We start from the raw sequence: 16,037 nt of genomic DNA, 5'->3' as shown, positions 1-16,037 counted from the left end.
TAAAACATCAATATAAATAATGTGTTAGTAACAAATAGTGTCGTTTAATACTATTACTGCTAACACATTTTCTAACACTAATATCCATACATTCTTGTTCCGCTTCTTTAGTATTGATGCAAATCAATCTAGGAAGCCTGATCATGCCAATAAAAACTAAAATCAGCTTAGTCGCACTGACCCTTTCAGCTCTGCTGATCATTCCCGCGTATGCAGCATCAACTGCGCCAGCCTTAAACAGTGCAAGCGAACCTGTGAATGCAGTAGCACAAACCGAGTCAGAAAAAGCCAATGCTCTGTTCGAAACCATCTTCATGGAAAACATCATGGCGAGCCCCATTTCGCAGACCTATATGGGGATCAAGCAAGACTATGATAAATGGGATGAACTGGATGATGCCGCCGATGATAAAACCCTAGAACGCACAAAAAAACAACTGGCGCGGGTCAATCAGATTGATGCGGCCAAGCTCGATCCACAAACAAAACTCAGCCTTACCTTGCTCAAACAAAATCTGCAAAATGACATCGAAGATGACCAATGGCGCTACCATAATTACCCTGTGAATCAGATGTATGGCGGCCACTCTATGATAGCCTCCTTCTTGATTAACCAACATCAAATCACAGATGTCAGCGATGCAAAGGCCTATATCAGCCGCTTGAATGGCGTGCCCAAACGGTTAAGTCAACTACAGACAGTATTAGCCGTTCGCGCAGATAAAGGCATTATCGCGCCTAAGTTTGTATTCGCCTATGTGATTTCAGACAGCCAAAACATCATCAAAGGTGCGCCTTTTGATAAGGGCGACGACAGCGCGCTACTCGCAGATTTTCGCCGTAAAGTGAACGCATTAGCGATTCAAGAAACGGAAAAGCAAGCACTGCTTAAACAGGCTGAGCAAGCACTAGTAACTCAAGTCGAGCCCGCCTATAACAAACTCATCAGTTACATCAAAACCTTAGCAGCTAAAGCTGATGACCGCGATGGTGCGTGGAAACTCCCTAACGGCGCCGCCTTCTACAACAATGCCTTAGCTCGTACTACTACGACAAACATGACCGCCGATCAAATCCATGACTTAGGGCTTTCTGAAGTGGAACGTATCCACAACGAAATGCGCGCCATCATGAAGAAGGTCAATTTTAAAGGCGATTTACAGCAATTCTTTAGCTTTATGCGTGACGATCCCCAGTTCTACTACCCCAATACCGCCGAAGGCAAAGCCGCCTATTTAGCTGAGGCGACTAAGCTCATCGACAATATGAAATCGCGCTTAGATGAAGTGTTCAAAGTAAAACCTAAGGCCGCGATGATAGTGAAACAGGTTGAAGCCTTTAGAGAAAAATCTGCGGGTAAAGCCTTCTATGAGCAACCTGCGCCGGATGGTTCGCGTCCAGGTAGCTACTATGCAAACCTATATGACATGAAAGCCATGCCGAAATACCAAATGGAGGCACTGGCCTACCACGAAGGTATTCCGGGTCACCATATGCAGATCGCCATTTCCCAAGAGCTGCAAAATATTCCTAAGTTCCGCAAATTTGGTGGCTATACCGCGTATATCGAGGGCTGGGGTTTATATAGCGAATCTTTCCCGAAAGAAATGGGACTCTACGCCGATCCCTATTCTGACTTTGGTCGCCTAGCAATGGAACTGTGGCGTGCATGTCGCTTAGTCATTGATACTGGTATCCACGCTAAAAAGTGGACCCGCGAGCAAGGCATAACCTATTACGTGGACAATACGCCAAATGCTAAATCAGATGCGGTGAAAATGGTTGAACGCCATATCGTTATGCCATCGCAAGCGACAGCCTATAAAGTGGGCATGATTAAGCTGCTGGAACTCAGACATAAAGCAGAGCAACAGCTTGGCAGTCAATTTGATATCCGCGACTTCCATACGCTAGTACTTGCTAATGGCGCATTGCCACTAGATGTGTTAGAGCAACAAGTCGATCTCTGGATAGCCAGTAAGAAGCAGGCCTAATGCCTTAATGCTGAACCGTGAAGCACTGTTAACTTGCTTCACGACTAAAGCGACATAAGTGAAAGTCTTAAGCTGCAGCCAATAAAAAAGCCACTCGAAAGTGGCTTTTTTATTGGTACCATTATCCCGTTAGATAACAGAACCCTTCTCACTGTGGGTCACTATATTTGTTGCATTAATATATGCTTTAGCACTCGCCTTCACATCATTTAACACACAGTTGCGACTTTAGGGTACAGGGAGACAAAACTTGTGCTCAAGGCTACAAACCATCAATAAAAAAATTACCTCAGCGATAAGGCTGAGGTAAACCAAAAACTAGGATGATGGTTTAAAGAGCCAACATTGTTTTAGTTCTCAAACTTCTGTTGGCTGTGATCCAAAACTGCATTAACGCCGACCTGTATACAAAAATTGAAAGGGGTCATTTCCAATAAACGTATAGGACTCAGATCATTCCGAATCAACTGTTACCATTGTATTCAATTAAGAACAGAGTTCAAGGATGTTATAAAAAAGTGCTTTAGAACACCCTAAAAAATCATCAACAAATGTACTCATCAACTCAATCTAAAGTATTGATTTTAAATAACCATAAAAGTGCGCGTTCAATTTAAAACCACATAAGACTGCTTTTGAGAACAATGTTTCCTATTTTACTGACGTTTACTGAATAATTCGACATAGGGAGCATCCCAATACGGCGGCGTTCCTATGTGATCTTTGATGAATTCGATAAAAGAACTGACCTTAGGTGCTAAGTGCTTACGACGGGGATAAACCGCCTGCAATGGCAGATGGTGGGTCAATTGCCAATCCTTCAGTAAAGGCACTAATGTCCCTTTGGCAATTTCATCCTCCATCAGATAACTCGCAAGATACACAACTCCAAGACCACTGATTGCAGCGGATTTTAATGCAGGCGCATTATCCACCCTGAAATTACCCGATACGCCAATTTCACAGTAGTCATCACCCTTCTTAAATTGCCACATGCTGTGCTCGTGCCACTCGCCTTGATAGACCAAACAGTTGTGGTCAACTAGCTGCTCAGGTCGAGTTGGCTCGCCATGTTGAGCAATATAGCCAGGCGAAGCAACTAACAGGAATTGGCACTTCATCAGAGGTCTAGCAACCATGCCAAGCGGTAATTGCTCAGACATAGTTAACAGTAAGTCTAAGCCTTCGCTCACGACATCCACTTTATGGTCCAGTAAGCTCACTTGTAGCTCAAGCTCAGGATGTTTTGCCATAAAAGATGGCAACGCAGGAATGATATGCATCACTCCAAAGGATTGGGAAATCCCCACCTTAAGCACGCCGCGGGTCGCATCATTTAAGTTATGCACGCTGGCTATCGCTTGTTCAGCGTCACGCAGCAGTTCTTCACCTTGCAGATACAGCAAATGCCCTGCTTCAGTCAGACTTAAGCTGCGGGTGGTACGTTGAATTAATTGAACACCAAGTCTATGTTCAAGATCGGCGACTTGTGTACTGACCTTAGACTTAGAGATCCCAAGCCTTCTTGCGGCGGCACTAAAACTCCCTGCTCTGGCCACATGAGTAAAAATCGCAATAGGTTCTAACAGTTCTAACATGGAAGTCGCCTTAAGCTGTTTACGACAATGATATTAACTTTCGGTGAGCAGCTATGGTTAGCGTAATCATCGCTTAAAAATAACCATAGCATTGATATCTCGCATCAAAATGATATAACGCAGAGATTTAGACCGAAAAAGTCCACTAAAGTAGGGGGTTATATCTGACTGATATGCCAGCTTTTAATTATATTTTAAGAGTATACCAAATATTCGTCTCTAGACTGTAACATTCCGAACTAAATCGCTGCAAGCCTAGCCTATAAGCCACATCAACTTAGCCATAAGGGTTGTCACCACGATTAAACCGTAGCCAATAAAAAAGCCCCTAGTCGATAAATTGACTAGGGGCGTAGCATTCAAGTTTGACTCATGCACAAGGAGATAGAAGTTATTGCAGTTAAAACTAAGGGCGATTCGCAAGAACTATTTACAAGTACTATTCACGCAGTTCCTTGGTTGAGTTTTGTGTCAACACATAAGGTGCTAGTTCTGGCACTTCTTGGCGCAATTGATTTTCAAGCACTAACAAATTTTCAAATCGGTCGCACAAACGGTCAGCCTTAGCTTCTAATCCCTTAGATTGGCTCTCAATTTGTTGCTCAATATCTTGGCCTAACTTGTCCATTTTTTGGGAGAAGGTATCCATCTTAGCTTCAAAATTTTCACCGCCACCAGACATGATTTGGCCACCTAAGTTCATCATAATTGCGCCAATTGAATTCTGGACAATTTGTTCCATTTCCTGCTCGAATTCATCGTTAAATGTACTTTGCATCGAGTCTTCAGTCGCCCCTAAATAGAAGCTATCACCATTCTTGTAAGCCACTGAATCAACCCGTTTTTGAACGCCAGCCATCATTTCATTAAATTTTGCACCAGCGGCATCACCCATTAAAGGTGTTAAGGCCATACCAACCGCTTTGGAAGCAAGAGATACTGCCTCATTCACCAGTTCAATCACTTCTGGCACTTGAGTCGAAACTTCATCGGCATATTGAGTAACCAATTTTTTCTGCTTGTCGGTTAAGTTAACTTGCTTACCTTCCACAAATAACTTGTCAACTTCGATACGATACTTTTCTGTGCCCTTCTCGCTCATGACTAATTTTTTAGGCTCGACCATAACGTCATAATTTAAGGAGACCTCACAGCGCTCATCTATTTTTGGTTCTATTTGTGCTTGCGCCAGCTGTACGCTAGATGCCCCTAAAATCACGCCAGATAATGCAAATCCAGTTAATAACTTATTTAATTTCATTTTTGTTCGTCCTTTAATCTGAATAATTCGATAAACCTAAACTACTGAATAGCTTATACCATGTGAATAGCTTATAGCAGGAGACGTGCCAACTTTATAACAATTTGATTATGTTGAATTTTGAAAGTTAGCACTAAAAGGTCATTAGCGAAATTCGCTAACATTTAGTCTGATAGTGCTAATAAAAAACGAGAGATAAGACTAGAAAATAGAACGACCGAGACGCTGACTTAGATGCTCAAGCATCGCTGTGCCCGCAAGTGAGTTGCCATTATTATCGAGTTCTGGCGACCATACACAAATCGACAGTTCTCCAGGGATCACGGCAATAATACCGCCGCCGACGCCACTTTTACCTGGCATACCAACACGATAAGCAAACTCACCCGCACCATCGTATAAGCCCGAGGTTGCCAACAGAGCGTTAAGTTGCCGAGTTTGCACTTGAGAAATAAGCTCAGTCCCTGTGATACTTTTGCCGCGATTAGCTAAATACAACATGGCCTTAGACAAGTCAGCACAATTCATCTTCAAGGCGCAATAATGAAAATAGGTGCGCAGCACAGTATCAACATCACCTTGAAAATTACCAAAGGACTTCATCAAATAAGCGATAGCCGCATTGCGCGCACTATGCTGATATTCTGAATCTGCTACTTGTTTATCGAAACACACTTTATCGTTTTGGCTAAGTTGCCTGACTAACTCAAGCATTCTGTGTTTAGGTGCACCTAAACGACTCTGCAATAAGTCAGCAATCACTAACGCGCCAGCATTGATAAATGGGTTGCGTGGCTTGCCACGTTCTAACTCGACTTGTACTAAAGAGTTGAATGAATGGCCCGAAGGTTCTTTGCCAACACGGCTCCAGATTTCGGCTTCTTCATATAAAGTTAACGCTAAGGTTAAGCTGAAAACTTTGGAGATACTTTGAATCGAAAACGGCTCAAGGTAATCGCCCGCACCTAAAGTTTCACCGTCAACAGTCGTGACGGCAATACCTAATTTGCCAGCATCAACGCTGGCCAGTGCGGGGATATAATTTGCAACCTTTCCTTGGCCGAGCAAGGGTCGAACTTTCTCGACCACTTCCTCAAGTAATGCCAACTCGGGCATTAACCCCACCAAATGTCGTACAGTTCGCTAACTTCAACCTGAGATACTTTTTGGGTCGCCCAGAATGCCTTAACTGCAGCAATATCTTCTTCGGTACATTTACCAATCGTTTGGGTGGCGATAATGCCTTCCCATTCGATGTGGCCGCCGCCATGGAAACCTAATTTACGGGTTTCGATCACTTCATCGATGAATTTATCTACAGTTGCATCGATATCGGCTTCAGATACTGATGCATCAAAAGTCCAAGCCATATCGAAACCTAACTCTTGGAATTCATCAACGCGCATTTTCTTACGTAAACGACGGCTACGATTAGTTGCCATAGTGATTTTCCCTTTTGTGTTTAAAATTAGCTAAAATTGAGTTCGTGATTAAGCGATACGCTCAAACATCAGATCCCATACACCGTGACCCAGTCTATGGCCGCGGGCTTCAAACTTTGTCAATGGACGATGATCAGGACGCGGCACCACACTGCCGTCGGCCGACTGGTTTTGATAACCCGGTGCGGCTTGCATCACCTCTAACATATGCTCGCTGTACTCTTCCCAGTCAGTTGCCATATGGAAAACACCGCCAATTTTTAGCTTGCGACGAATAAGTTCGGCAAATTCAGCTTGTACGATGCGGCGTTTATGGTGACGTTTTTTATGCCAAGGATCTGGGAAGAACAATTGCACTCGGGCTAATGAACCGTCAGCAATCGCATGTTCTAATACTTCCATGGCATCGTGATGATACACACGTAAATTAGTCACACCAGCAATGGCTGCATCACTGAGGCAAGAGCCTACACCCGGTTTATGTACTTCAATACCAATGAAATTTTGCTCTGGTGCATCTTTAGCCATTTGTACTAAAGAGGCGCCCATGCCAAAGCCAATTTCCAGCACAGTATCGGCTTCACGACCAAAAACGTCGCTCAGTACTAATGGCACTGGGCTGTAATCTAAACCCATTGTTAGCCACTGGCTTTCAATAGCGTGTGCTTGGCCTTTGGTTAGGCGACCTTCTCTCAGGACAAAGCTTCTGATCTTGCGCAGATACTTGCCTTCTTCATTAAATTCAGCGGTAGTGACTTCGCTCATTTTTGCCTCGTCTAGTGGACAACACCATCATAAAAGAAGGGCATTATCCAAAGTTCAACATACAGTGCAAGCACTAATGGGGCGAAAGTATACCAAGATTATTTAAGAGTGCGAATTTAGCAGCGATTTTTAGCTTTAGATCCCTTGCCAACTTATCTTTGACGCTTGTCTAAGAAGATAACTGCCGCTACACTGCGCCGATGAAATCTACAGCCTCCTTCGCTACACGTATCGTCTCTTGGTACGACAATCACGGTCGTAAAACCCTCCCTTGGCAGCAAGATAAAACCCCATATCGCGTATGGGTTTCTGAAATTATGCTGCAACAAACTCAGGTTGCGACTGTTATTCCCTATTATCTTAAATTTATGGCGCGTTTCCCCGATGTGTTAGCACTTGCTAACGCGCCAGACGATGAGGTATTACATCATTGGACCGGTCTTGGCTATTACGCTAGGGCGCGTAATCTGCATAAAGCAGCCAAAATAATCCGCGATGATTATCAGGGATTATTTCCAACACATTTTGAACAAGTGCTCGCCCTACCCGGCATCGGCCGCTCGACGGCAGGCGCAGTATTGTCATTGTCACTTGGGCAACATCACCCCATTCTCGATGGCAACGTAAAACGTGTATTAGCAAGACATGGGGCAATCGCAGGTTGGCCAGGGCAAAAGACGGTTGAAGAGCAACTTTGGCAACTGACGGATGCCTTCACACCGCAGCAAGATATTCAGAAATATAATCAAGCCATGATGGATATCGGCGCCAGTATTTGCACTCGTAGCAAACCTAACTGTGCCGCTTGCCCTGTAGCGATTGATTGCAAAGCTCAACTGATTGGCAGACAAACCGATTTCCCTGGCAAAAAGCCTAAAAAAACCATACCAACCAAAGCGGCGTGGATGTTAGTGATGATGCAAGACAATCAAGTCTTTCTAGCTAAACGTCCGCCAGCGGGAATTTGGGGCGGGCTCTGGTGTTTCCCTGAATTCGCTACCCAAGCCGCCCTTGAAACTCATCTTGAAGAGCAAGGGTTTGATGCGCAGCAACTCGAATGGTTAACTGGCTTTAGACACACATTTAGCCACTTCCATTTAGATATTCAGCCCATGATGCTTAATTTAGATAAAGCCCTCGGCAATAAAGAGAGCGTGGGTGCTGTCATGGAACAAAACCAGTCTCTCTGGTATAACATAAGTCATCCTTCCAAAGTGGGACTCGCCGCCGCCACCGAGCGCGTGCTAGCCAATTTGGGATCACTCGTTCAATCCGCAGTCAGTAAGGAATAATCATGGCGCGTACAGTCAATTGCGTATATTTAAATAAAGAAGCCGACGGCCTAGACTTTCAACTGTATCCAGGTGATTTAGGTAAGCGCATTTTTGATAACATCAGCAAAGAAGCTTGGGGCCTATGGCAAAAAAAGCAAACCATGCTGATCAACGAGAAAAAACTCAACATGATGAATGTTGATGATCGTAAATTTCTTGAAGAACAAATGACCTCTTTCCTATTTGAAGGTAAAGATGTTGAAATTGAAGGTTTTGTACCAGAAAAAGACCAAGATTAATTTTTGTCGTTCACTTAACGATAAAGCTTACAAAAAAGCGCCTTTCGGCGCTTTTTGTTTATCTAAATGGCAGAATAAAGAGTTACTTACGCACGCCTTCAACCACTAGATCTAACTCAACATGGCTAGATGCTGGACCTAAATCCATCTTGATACCGAAATCTTTCATCGCAAAGGTGGTTGTGCCCGTAAAACCGGCACGGTAGCCACCCCAAGGATCCTGACCTTCACCCACAGCATGGGCCTTGATCGCTAAGGGTTTAGTCACACCATTTAAAGTTAAGTTACCGTTAATCACTAAATCGCCATTTCCTTTATCTTCCACCGAAGTAGATGCAAAGGTCGCTTTAGCGAATTTGCCAGTATTAAGGAAATCTTCACCGCGAATATGTTTGTCACGCTCAGCATGGTTTGAATCGACACTTAATGTATTCACAGTGACATTCACTTTCATCGCAGTAGGTTTAGCCGCATCGTAGCTAAAATCGCCGCTAAAATCATTAAAACGCCCCACCACATAGCTATAACCTAAGTGATTCACTTTAAATGTAATAGAAGCGTGAGCGCCTTCATGATCAATCACATAGTCAGCAGCTGAAGCCGCCACAGGAGCCAATAGAGATACACCAATCAGTGCGCTTAACAGTTGCTTTTTCATTGTATTATCCTCGTTTAAATTTAATCATTCTAAGTAGGGTGGCGTCTTTATCGATAAAGTGATGTTTTAATGCGCCCACGGCGTGAATAACGACCAGCGCGATCAAGCTGTAAGCCGCATATTGGTGAATATCACCCGCGATATCAGCTTGGTTTTCAAACAAAAGTCCCAATCCTGGTAGTTCAAACCAATCAAACACCCAGATACCACGGCCATCTGCGGTTGAGATCAAAATGCCAGCAGTCATGATGACAAAGAGCAAGATATAAATAATAAAATGCGCCAAATGTGCGGCCGTCTTTTCCCACGGTTTATGACTCGCCTCAGGTACTGGCTTGGGATTAACTAAGCGCCATACCAAACGAAATATTGTCGCAGCCAATAACAGAATCCCAATACTTTTATGTAGATGCGGCGCAGTCTTGTACCAAGTACTGTAGTAGGTTAACTCCACCATCCACACACCGACTGCAAATAACCCAATCACGACGAACGCACTCAACCAATGGGTCACAATGGCGGTAATTCCATAAGCAAACTGACTATTTCGAAACATACTGCGACTCCGTACTCGCGTTTTCTTCATGCTATCCATGAAATAATATTCATTATCATAAATCTAAATTTAAAAACTAAAATCAGTAAAAATCGCTTATATCTTTCTAAATTTTAGAAAGTAAGCCAAAAATCATGATCTGTGAGCACAAAGCTATAGTAAACATCAGTATCCCTCTGACTTGAAAAATACAGCCAACGAATGAAATTGAGCTGAATTCGCAAAATAAGAGATAAAAAACACTCAAGATGTGCATTAAACAGCCGAACGAGTGATTTATCGGGAAAAAGCACTTGCAGAGGTCAAACACCCTAGCTAATATAGCCGCACTTTGAACGATACGGCTTAGCCAACGAGTTCAAAGTAGTTAACTAACGCTTAGTTTAGTTGCCCGAATAGCTCAGTCGGTAGAGCAGAGGATTGAAAATCCTCGTGTCCCTGGTTCGATTCCGGGTTCGGGCACCATTATTCTGTACTAAAAATTGCAGTAAAGATTTAAGCCGGCATAGCTCAGTTGGTAGAGCAACTGACTTGTAATCAGTAGGTCCCGAGTTCGACTCTTGGTGCCGGCACCATATAAAACAATGAAACCACTCAATGAGTGGTTTTTTTGTATCTGAAATTTGAATAATAACTCACAAAGTCTGTGGTCAATCGCAACTGACTTACTCTTGATAATACCAGTAGGTTCCGAGTTCGACTCTTGGTGCTGGCACCATATAAAACAATGAAGCCACTCAATGAGTGGCTTTTTTGTATCTGAAATTTGAATAATAACCAACAAAGTCTGTGGTCAATCACAACTGACTTACTCTTAATAATACCAATAAGTCCCGAGTTCGACTCTTGGTGCCGCCGGCACTATATAAAACAATGAAGCCACTCGCTTACTCTTAGTTGCTCCGCTTAGTTACATCCCATAAATATCAGCCATCAATCAAAGCTCGACAATACCCAAAGTGTGCCACTGCCCTTTGCTTGCAATAGATGAGCTTAAACCTTAATTTTTATCTCCCCAATAGCAGATAAATGAATGAGGAAGTTAGGATAAACAGCCATAAGGAACACCCATAGGCGTTAAAGTGCTGAAACTTTCAGCGACTCAATATGAGAAAAGTGGAAGAATCAAATAAATGTTCGATTTTTGTTTAATAGTTAATCAGTCATTTAAAAAGGGCTTGCACAGCCAAAGCGAGCACTATATTATACGCGCACTTCGAACGAACAAGGTCTTTACGACTTAGTTTGAAGTAGTTAACTAACGCTTAGTTAGTTGCCCGAATAGCTCAGTCGGTAGAGCAGAGGATTGAAAATCCTCGTGTCCCTGGTTCGATTCCGGGTTCGGGCACCACAATTTAGCCGGCATAGCTCAGTTGGTAGAGCAACTGACTTGTAATCAGTAGGTCCCGAGTTCGACTCTTGGTGCCGGCACCATATAAACAATGAAGCCACTCAATGAGTGGCTTTTTTGTATCTGTTTTTTGTATATGAAATTTGAATCGTTTCAAAGCAAAACACAACTGACTTTCCTCAATAATAACGATAGCGCCCTCAATACTGGCACAATAAGCGCTCAAATTGAGCGTATAAGATAATTTATTGACTTCACGCAACAGACAATCACTTAATCCTTTCCCCCTATAAATGATAGTTTTATATTCGCCACATAAAAAAGCCACTCATTATTGAGTGGCTTTGCGTTCTTATACAAACTATCTAGTTCCAAATGACTCAATCGTGCTTATTTGATGAGCTCGAGTGGCATAGGCCTATCACCTGCTTGAACTTGATGTTGAACATGGCGCCACCCTTGAGTGAGCTCACTTAGATGTGCTTTTCTCTCGGGGAAATGTGTAGCGAGTTTTTCGATAACATCGATTTGCTTCTTACACAATAATGACCAACGATCTGCATTTGATAAGTACATGGCGTTTTCCTTAACTGAGGGGTTACTTTTCCTTAGCCAGTTAAGTCTAGGCTGGAATCATTTTATTGCCAATTCAAAATTGCGCGTTAGCGCACTGTTAAAACAACTAACTCGGGAGTATCTTGGTTCTATAAACATAAGATAGGAGGCGTTATGACAGCCGATATTTTCAAACTCATTTTTGTCGCTATTGGTATATTTCTCGTTTACAAACTGATATTTGGTGGCAAGAAAGGTCTGACTATTTTTGAAATGCATTTTAAAGATGGCCGTATGACTCAGCATAAGGGCAAGATCCCCGAACGATTCGAACGGGAATGCCGCCAAATCGCTAAAACCGAAAAACTGACTTGTACTGTTAGGGCTGAAAAATCAGGAGATGTACGCTTACATATTTCTGCAAACGTGAGTGACAATGTAAAGCAAAGGATTCGTAATCTGTTTCCGTTTGAATATTATGACAAAAAATCGATAGATAACAGCCGTCAAGCGGGTTAGTTCTTCGCATCTCCCCTAGCAACCTTAATACTTGCTATTGATAGTTAAGTATTGAGGTTGAAGTGAGTTCCTAAGGCATTTTCTTATTTAAACTTAACTGGATACCTAGGTTTTAGAAAATCGGATTCTAACTGACCGTCTTTTCTCGCATCTCGAATACGACGTTCATTATCTTGCACCATAGGATCGCTTGCGGGTTGATGAGGATCGACTTGTTTCTCAGAATGATCCTTAAACTTAAAGTCAAAAGATGAACAAGCAGTTAACGACAGACTAAAAAATACTCCCCATAAAACAACGTGTTTATTCATCGACTACCACCTATCTATTTAGACTTAGACTTAAGCTCAGATTAATTAAATTTAAACAATGGGTTGCAATAACCTTACCCCCATATATCACTTATGCCACTAGCAAAAATGCCTAGCTGCAACTTTGGTTTGACTTCAACACTTTAATGCAGAAAAAAGGGGGTTATTAGCCAAGCTATACTGTTTAAGCCAATTTAAGTCTTAATCAACAGAGTGAATCCAAGACAAGCTGGGGTAAGCCAACTTAACTAAAAATTGCTGAGACTATTTTTGAATAACTAAAGTGACTTTAGCAACTGTGATGCCAAACTTAATAATATCGCTCTGATTTATAATGGTATTATCATTCACTAAGAACATCCAATCGTCGAAATGAACTTGATATTCCTCACCATCCACAGGCAATAACATATCGTATTTCCAACGTAGCGCACTGCCGCTAGATTGGCCATCGGCAGTCCCGATAATGTCACCTGCAGTTCCTGAGTATCGCCCTTCCCCTAGTGCCTTGATGCGCCACACACGAGTTTGAGTTTCACCATCATCATACACAAACCATTCATTAATGACTCCCTCACTTCCCTGCCAACTGGCTTCCATAATGACATTGAATTTGCGGATTACTTTGCCACTAAAATCTTGTACGACCCCAGAGGCTTTTAATGGTCCATTAAAAAATGACTCCAAAACCAATGTCGGATGAGTGTCTTTATAATCAGTCACTTCCACCGATGAACAACTCGACAACAGCCCTATCATTATTAAACCTAAAAATAACTTTCGGCCGACAAGCCGTTTCAACAATCGCATGGTTTTTCTCCGAGTAATTGCGCCCGCAAACTCGGACGGCTAGTGGCTTTCGATAACCAAATCGCTAAAAATGCCTCAGCAAAATTAGCATCATGGATAATGTCGAGTGGTTGATGATTAAAGAAAAACTGACTCGTTTGTCCATCTATCACCTTAAAACTTAAATGATCGCCCTGCTTCACATCGGGCCAAGTCGCATTTAATAAACCCAACCAACGTTGGATATCATTTTCGGCAAACGCTAGATGCTTCCATAGATCTTTTGTCGCTTCGAGCAAATCCTCTGACTCAATATCTCGATAATATTCAATATCTAACAGCAGAGGATATTGCCCCTGTTGATAACGGCCATTTACCGTCATCAGTCTCGCCTTATACAAACTAAACCACAACCAATCCATTTCTCCGCGGCCCACTTCCTGAAAAGTCTGCGTCACATCGGCGGCATCATTCAGTTCGATAGTAATGTTTTCAAAATCAGGCGTTTTCGCCTCTAACGCTTTTAAAGGTGCGGCCAATAAACCGAGGGCCAATAGACTTAAGCAGCTTGAATTCAAAAATGAAAAACCAAGATTTGGGCTACGATTACGAACTGACGACATGGGATCCCCCTTTTACTGCATGATGTCTTACAACAGGTACTTAACTAAAAACGGCATAATGACTTAACCGCGATCAATTCCTACAACTCAATAATTAACGCCCAAACACAGTAAAAGAACGCGCTTTAGTGCTTCGATTAAATCCATAGGGATTAGCAAGTTGGATTAAAAATGGCAGCAAGACTAGCCAAACCAAAAATAACACCACAGCAGAAATAACATTGCCATAGGGCAAACTCACGGCATTAAATTGTGCGCCAGCCAAATAGCTTAACCCACCAAATACGCCCCCGAGTAACGCCTGAAATATCAGCGGTAAAGGTCGCATAAAGGCCAAACTATGATTCAGAGTCAAAGCAAAATGCAGCCACAGGCAACCAAGCCACCAAGGGAAAAGAGCAAACTCAAACACCGCTAAAACAGAGAGTACGGTATCTACGCCTATTCCTAAGGCTGCAACCTTTAGCATCAATAGCAAATCCACTTTGCGATACTCGTGCTTACCTAATGAAGCTAGCAGGATAAAGTGAAATAATAACAAAGGGATAGTTAACAACAGTGAGGTGTTGAGCCAAAGTACGCTAGACCACCACACAGCCTGAAAACTCAAGGCGTTATAGAGAATAAAGCCCTGATGTTTAAAAGGAACCCGAGAGTTAGCTAACATGGACTTCATCTTTGCCTCACTTTTATCTTGCTGCAAACAAAGCGGCTCATTCCAACGAAAATGGTTATTTCCACTAAAGTGACTGCTTAATCAAAACAAATTACGTCGCATTAGGGCTATTGCTTGGGAGATGATGGCTAGCAATGCGATAGTCCGGACGCACAGCCACTAAATGCACAGTGCTTGTGGTACGTTCTAAAAATCCACCTTCACAATAACTTAGATAAAATTTCCACATCCGAATAAAATCATCGCCATAACCTAAAGCTTGGATTTCGCCTATCGCATGATCAAAATTCTCATGCCAATGTTTTAAGGTTTTAGCGTAATCGAGCCCCATATCATTGAGCGACCAGACCACCATGTCCGTCTGTTTGGCAATGTGACCAACCATTTGGCTCACTGAGGGTAAGCAGCCACCGGGGAAAATATAACGCTGAATAAAATCCACACTTTTGCGATAGCTGTCATAACGTTGATCGGCAATCGTTATCGCCTGTAGCAGCATGCGCCCATTGGGTTTTAACAATGATTCCAGCTTTTTAAAGAAGCCTGGTAAATACTCATGCCCCACAGCTTCAATCATCTCGATAGAAACAACCCTGTCGTATTCTCCGGTGAGATTGCGATAGTCCTCTGTCAGCAGCGTCACTTTATCGCTTAGCCCTTCGCGTTCGACACGGGCTTTGGTATAGGCGTATTGCGCATCTGAAATCGTTGTTGTTGTCACGTGTACGCCATAATGCTTAGCCGCATAAATAGCCAGTGCGCCCCAGCCTGTACCAATCTCAAGCAAGGTTTGACCTGGCTGTAAATCGAGCCGCTCACAAATAGTCATCAGCTTAAACAACTGCGCTTCCTGCAAACTGGCTTCCTCATGGGGATAAAGCGCGCTCGAATACAACATTTCACGGTCGAGGAATTGCTCATACATAGCATTACCCAAATCATAGTGGGCGAGAATATTCCGCTTTGAGCCCTCTTGAGAATTGCGATTCAGCACATGCTTCACACGGTTTATCGTGCCAGTTAACCAAGAGAATTTGGCTTCAATCTTATCGAGTAAGGCTAAATTACGGGCAAACAATTGTACGACTTTGGTGAGATCAGGGCTCGTCCAATGGCCTTGAATATAACCTTCACCCGCACCAATGGAGCCAGAAAGCATGATTTGACGATAAAAACTCGGGTGTTTAACCACAAGCGTGGCGTGCAAGTCGGTATGACTCTCACCAAAACGATAACTCTTGTCGCCCTCAACCAAGGTCAAGCAGCCATGTGGGAGACTTTCCAGCGCCTTAAGCAAGACTTTACGCGCAATACTGTCGGGCAGTTTCCCTGTGGTGACTGAGGTTTGCGAAGCCGTATTTTCCAT

17 protein-coding genes and 4 tRNA genes are annotated in these 16,037 nt (G+C 43.0%); 8 read left to right on the top strand and 13 right to left on the bottom strand.

Translation table 11 applies throughout. The annotated features are described in order from the left end of the window. The first annotated feature begins 143 nt into the window (after positions 1–143). Positions 144–1,994 carry a DUF885 domain-containing protein gene (locus tag AAA952_RS13870; RefSeq protein ID WP_338257835.1) on the top strand — a complete coding sequence of 617 codons (1,851 nt, stop codon included), beginning with the start codon at positions 144–146 and terminating at the stop codon, positions 1,992–1,994. A gap of 656 nt (positions 1,995–2,650) precedes the next feature. On the opposite strand, the gene AAA952_RS13865 is transcribed toward AAA952_RS13870, so the two are convergent. The 5 genes from AAA952_RS13865 to trmB form a co-directional block, all read right to left on the bottom strand. After that, positions 2,651–3,592, bottom strand: a complete 942-nt coding sequence (locus tag AAA952_RS13865) for a LysR family transcriptional regulator (protein WP_006082526.1) — start codon at positions 3,590–3,592, stop codon at positions 2,651–2,653. A gap of 439 nt (positions 3,593–4,031) precedes the next feature. Next, complete coding sequence (locus tag AAA952_RS13860; RefSeq protein WP_263178167.1) at positions 4,032–4,853, bottom strand: YggN family protein; 822 nt, start codon at positions 4,851–4,853, stop codon at positions 4,032–4,034. A gap of 201 nt (positions 4,854–5,054) precedes the next feature. Next, the gene (glsB, locus tag AAA952_RS13855; RefSeq protein WP_113939414.1) at positions 5,055–5,969 is read right to left on the bottom strand and encodes a glutaminase B; all 915 of its coding nucleotides are present in this window, start codon (positions 5,967–5,969) and stop codon (positions 5,055–5,057) included. Next, positions 5,969–6,295 carry a YggL family protein gene (locus tag AAA952_RS13850; RefSeq protein ID WP_028761293.1) on the bottom strand — a complete coding sequence of 109 codons (327 nt, stop codon included), beginning with the start codon at positions 6,293–6,295 and terminating at the stop codon, positions 5,969–5,971. Before AAA952_RS13850 ends, glsB begins: the two co-directional genes overlap by 1 nt. A 48-nt stretch (positions 6,296–6,343) precedes the next feature. Continuing rightward, positions 6,344–7,060 carry a tRNA (guanosine(46)-N7)-methyltransferase TrmB gene (gene trmB, locus AAA952_RS13845; protein WP_338257827.1) on the bottom strand — a complete coding sequence of 239 codons (717 nt, stop codon included), beginning with the start codon at positions 7,058–7,060 and terminating at the stop codon, positions 6,344–6,346. 200 nt (positions 7,061–7,260) lie between these two features. On the opposite strand from trmB, the gene mutY reads away from it, so the two are divergent. After that, positions 7,261–8,352 (top strand): A/G-specific adenine glycosylase, encoded by a 1,092-nt coding sequence (gene mutY, locus AAA952_RS13840; RefSeq protein ID WP_173243627.1) that lies wholly within the window; start codon positions 7,261–7,263, stop codon positions 8,350–8,352. Positions 8,353–8,354: 2 nt separating this feature from the next. Continuing rightward, the gene (locus tag AAA952_RS13835) at positions 8,355–8,633 is read left to right on the top strand and encodes an oxidative damage protection protein (protein ID WP_011788659.1); all 279 of its coding nucleotides are present in this window, start codon (positions 8,355–8,357) and stop codon (positions 8,631–8,633) included. Positions 8,634–8,715: 82 nt separating this feature from the next. Here AAA952_RS13835 and AAA952_RS13830 read toward each other — a convergent pair whose 3' ends face one another. After that, complete coding sequence (locus AAA952_RS13830) at positions 8,716–9,291, bottom strand: YceI family protein (protein WP_028761297.1); 576 nt, start codon at positions 9,289–9,291, stop codon at positions 8,716–8,718. A 4-nt stretch (positions 9,292–9,295) separates the two neighbouring features. Further along, complete coding sequence (locus AAA952_RS13825) at positions 9,296–9,847, bottom strand: cytochrome b (protein ID WP_219233931.1); 552 nt, start codon at positions 9,845–9,847, stop codon at positions 9,296–9,298. A gap of 389 nt (positions 9,848–10,236) precedes the next feature. Between AAA952_RS13825 and AAA952_RS13820 the strand changes: the two genes are divergently transcribed. The 4 genes from AAA952_RS13820 to AAA952_RS13805 all read left to right on the top strand — a co-directional run bounded on the left by AAA952_RS13820 (position 10,237) and on the right by AAA952_RS13805 (position 11,281). After that, positions 10,237–10,312, top strand: a tRNA-Phe gene (locus tag AAA952_RS13820). A 34-nt stretch (positions 10,313–10,346) separates the two neighbouring features. Further along, a tRNA-Thr gene (locus tag AAA952_RS13815) sits at positions 10,347–10,422 on the top strand. A gap of 700 nt (positions 10,423–11,122) precedes the next feature. After that, a tRNA-Phe gene (locus AAA952_RS13810) sits at positions 11,123–11,198 on the top strand. Between the two features lie 7 nt (positions 11,199–11,205). Beyond that, a tRNA-Thr gene (locus tag AAA952_RS13805) sits at positions 11,206–11,281 on the top strand. A 307-nt stretch (positions 11,282–11,588) separates the two neighbouring features. Here AAA952_RS13805 and AAA952_RS13800 read toward each other — a convergent pair. Beyond that, positions 11,589–11,774 carry a hypothetical protein gene (locus tag AAA952_RS13800; protein ID WP_105251863.1) on the bottom strand — a complete coding sequence of 62 codons (186 nt, stop codon included), beginning with the start codon at positions 11,772–11,774 and terminating at the stop codon, positions 11,589–11,591. A gap of 153 nt (positions 11,775–11,927) precedes the next feature. Here AAA952_RS13800 and AAA952_RS13795 point away from each other — a divergent pair, with 153 nt between their 5' ends. Next, positions 11,928–12,272: a DUF3634 family protein gene (locus AAA952_RS13795; protein WP_105251862.1), complete on the top strand. Its 345-nt coding sequence runs from the start codon at positions 11,928–11,930 to the stop codon at positions 12,270–12,272. Positions 12,273–12,355: 83 nt separating this feature from the next. Here AAA952_RS13795 and AAA952_RS13790 read toward each other — a convergent pair whose 3' ends face one another. From AAA952_RS13790 to AAA952_RS13770, 5 genes are all read right to left on the bottom strand, one after another. After that, positions 12,356–12,583, bottom strand: a complete 228-nt coding sequence (locus tag AAA952_RS13790; RefSeq protein ID WP_338257814.1) for a hypothetical protein — start codon at positions 12,581–12,583, stop codon at positions 12,356–12,358. Positions 12,584–12,847: 264 nt separating this feature from the next. Next, on the bottom strand, positions 12,848–13,393 hold the full coding sequence (locus tag AAA952_RS13785) for a DUF3833 domain-containing protein (RefSeq protein WP_105251860.1): 546 nt from the start codon (positions 13,391–13,393) through the stop codon (positions 12,848–12,850). Further along, positions 13,381–13,995: a chalcone isomerase family protein gene (locus tag AAA952_RS13780; RefSeq protein ID WP_338257811.1), complete on the bottom strand. Its 615-nt coding sequence runs from the start codon at positions 13,993–13,995 to the stop codon at positions 13,381–13,383. Before AAA952_RS13780 ends, AAA952_RS13785 begins: the two co-directional genes overlap by 13 nt. 94 nt (positions 13,996–14,089) lie before the next feature. After that, positions 14,090–14,671 carry a DUF2878 domain-containing protein gene (locus AAA952_RS13775; RefSeq protein ID WP_259540889.1) on the bottom strand — a complete coding sequence of 194 codons (582 nt, stop codon included), beginning with the start codon at positions 14,669–14,671 and terminating at the stop codon, positions 14,090–14,092. A gap of 91 nt (positions 14,672–14,762) precedes the next feature. Then, positions 14,763–16,037 carry a cyclopropane-fatty-acyl-phospholipid synthase family protein gene (locus AAA952_RS13770; protein ID WP_338257808.1) on the bottom strand — a complete coding sequence of 425 codons (1,275 nt, stop codon included), beginning with the start codon at positions 16,035–16,037 and terminating at the stop codon, positions 14,763–14,765.

This window comes from Shewanella sp. M-Br, from assembly GCF_036245925.1.
Classification (GTDB): domain Bacteria; phylum Pseudomonadota; class Gammaproteobacteria; order Enterobacterales; family Shewanellaceae; genus Shewanella; species Shewanella oncorhynchi.
This window is presented reverse-complemented; position numbering and strand designations above follow the sequence as displayed.

Coding starts and splice junctions, on each gene's coding strand:
- AAA952_RS13870 (WP_338257835.1), top strand. CDS start 144: ATGCCAATAAAAACTAAAATCAGCTTAGTCGCACTGACCCTTTCAGCT.
- AAA952_RS13865 (WP_006082526.1), bottom strand. CDS start 3,592: ATGTTAGAACTGTTAGAACCTATTGCGATTTTTACTCATGTGGCCAGA.
- AAA952_RS13860 (WP_263178167.1), bottom strand. CDS start 4,853: ATGAAATTAAATAAGTTATTAACTGGATTTGCATTATCTGGCGTGATT.
- glsB (WP_113939414.1), bottom strand. CDS start 5,969: ATGCCCGAGTTGGCATTACTTGAGGAAGTGGTCGAGAAAGTTCGACCC.
- AAA952_RS13850 (WP_028761293.1), bottom strand. CDS start 6,295: ATGGCAACTAATCGTAGCCGTCGTTTACGTAAGAAAATGCGCGTTGAT.
- trmB (WP_338257827.1), bottom strand. CDS start 7,060: ATGAGCGAAGTCACTACCGCTGAATTTAATGAAGAAGGCAAGTATCTG.
- mutY (WP_173243627.1), top strand. CDS start 7,261: ATGAAATCTACAGCCTCCTTCGCTACACGTATCGTCTCTTGGTACGAC.
- AAA952_RS13835 (WP_011788659.1), top strand. CDS start 8,355: ATGGCGCGTACAGTCAATTGCGTATATTTAAATAAAGAAGCCGACGGC.
- AAA952_RS13830 (WP_028761297.1), bottom strand. CDS start 9,291: ATGAAAAAGCAACTGTTAAGCGCACTGATTGGTGTATCTCTATTGGCT.
- AAA952_RS13825 (WP_219233931.1), bottom strand. CDS start 9,847: ATGTTTCGAAATAGTCAGTTTGCTTATGGAATTACCGCCATTGTGACC.
- AAA952_RS13800 (WP_105251863.1), bottom strand. CDS start 11,774: ATGTACTTATCAAATGCAGATCGTTGGTCATTATTGTGTAAGAAGCAA.
- AAA952_RS13795 (WP_105251862.1), top strand. CDS start 11,928: ATGACAGCCGATATTTTCAAACTCATTTTTGTCGCTATTGGTATATTT.
- AAA952_RS13790 (WP_338257814.1), bottom strand. CDS start 12,583: ATGAATAAACACGTTGTTTTATGGGGAGTATTTTTTAGTCTGTCGTTA.
- AAA952_RS13785 (WP_105251860.1), bottom strand. CDS start 13,393: ATGCGATTGTTGAAACGGCTTGTCGGCCGAAAGTTATTTTTAGGTTTA.
- AAA952_RS13780 (WP_338257811.1), bottom strand. CDS start 13,995: ATGTCGTCAGTTCGTAATCGTAGCCCAAATCTTGGTTTTTCATTTTTG.
- AAA952_RS13775 (WP_259540889.1), bottom strand. CDS start 14,671: ATGAAGTCCATGTTAGCTAACTCTCGGGTTCCTTTTAAACATCAGGGC.
- AAA952_RS13770 (WP_338257808.1), bottom strand. CDS start 16,037: ATGGAAAATACGGCTTCGCAAACCTCAGTCACCACAGGGAAACTGCCC.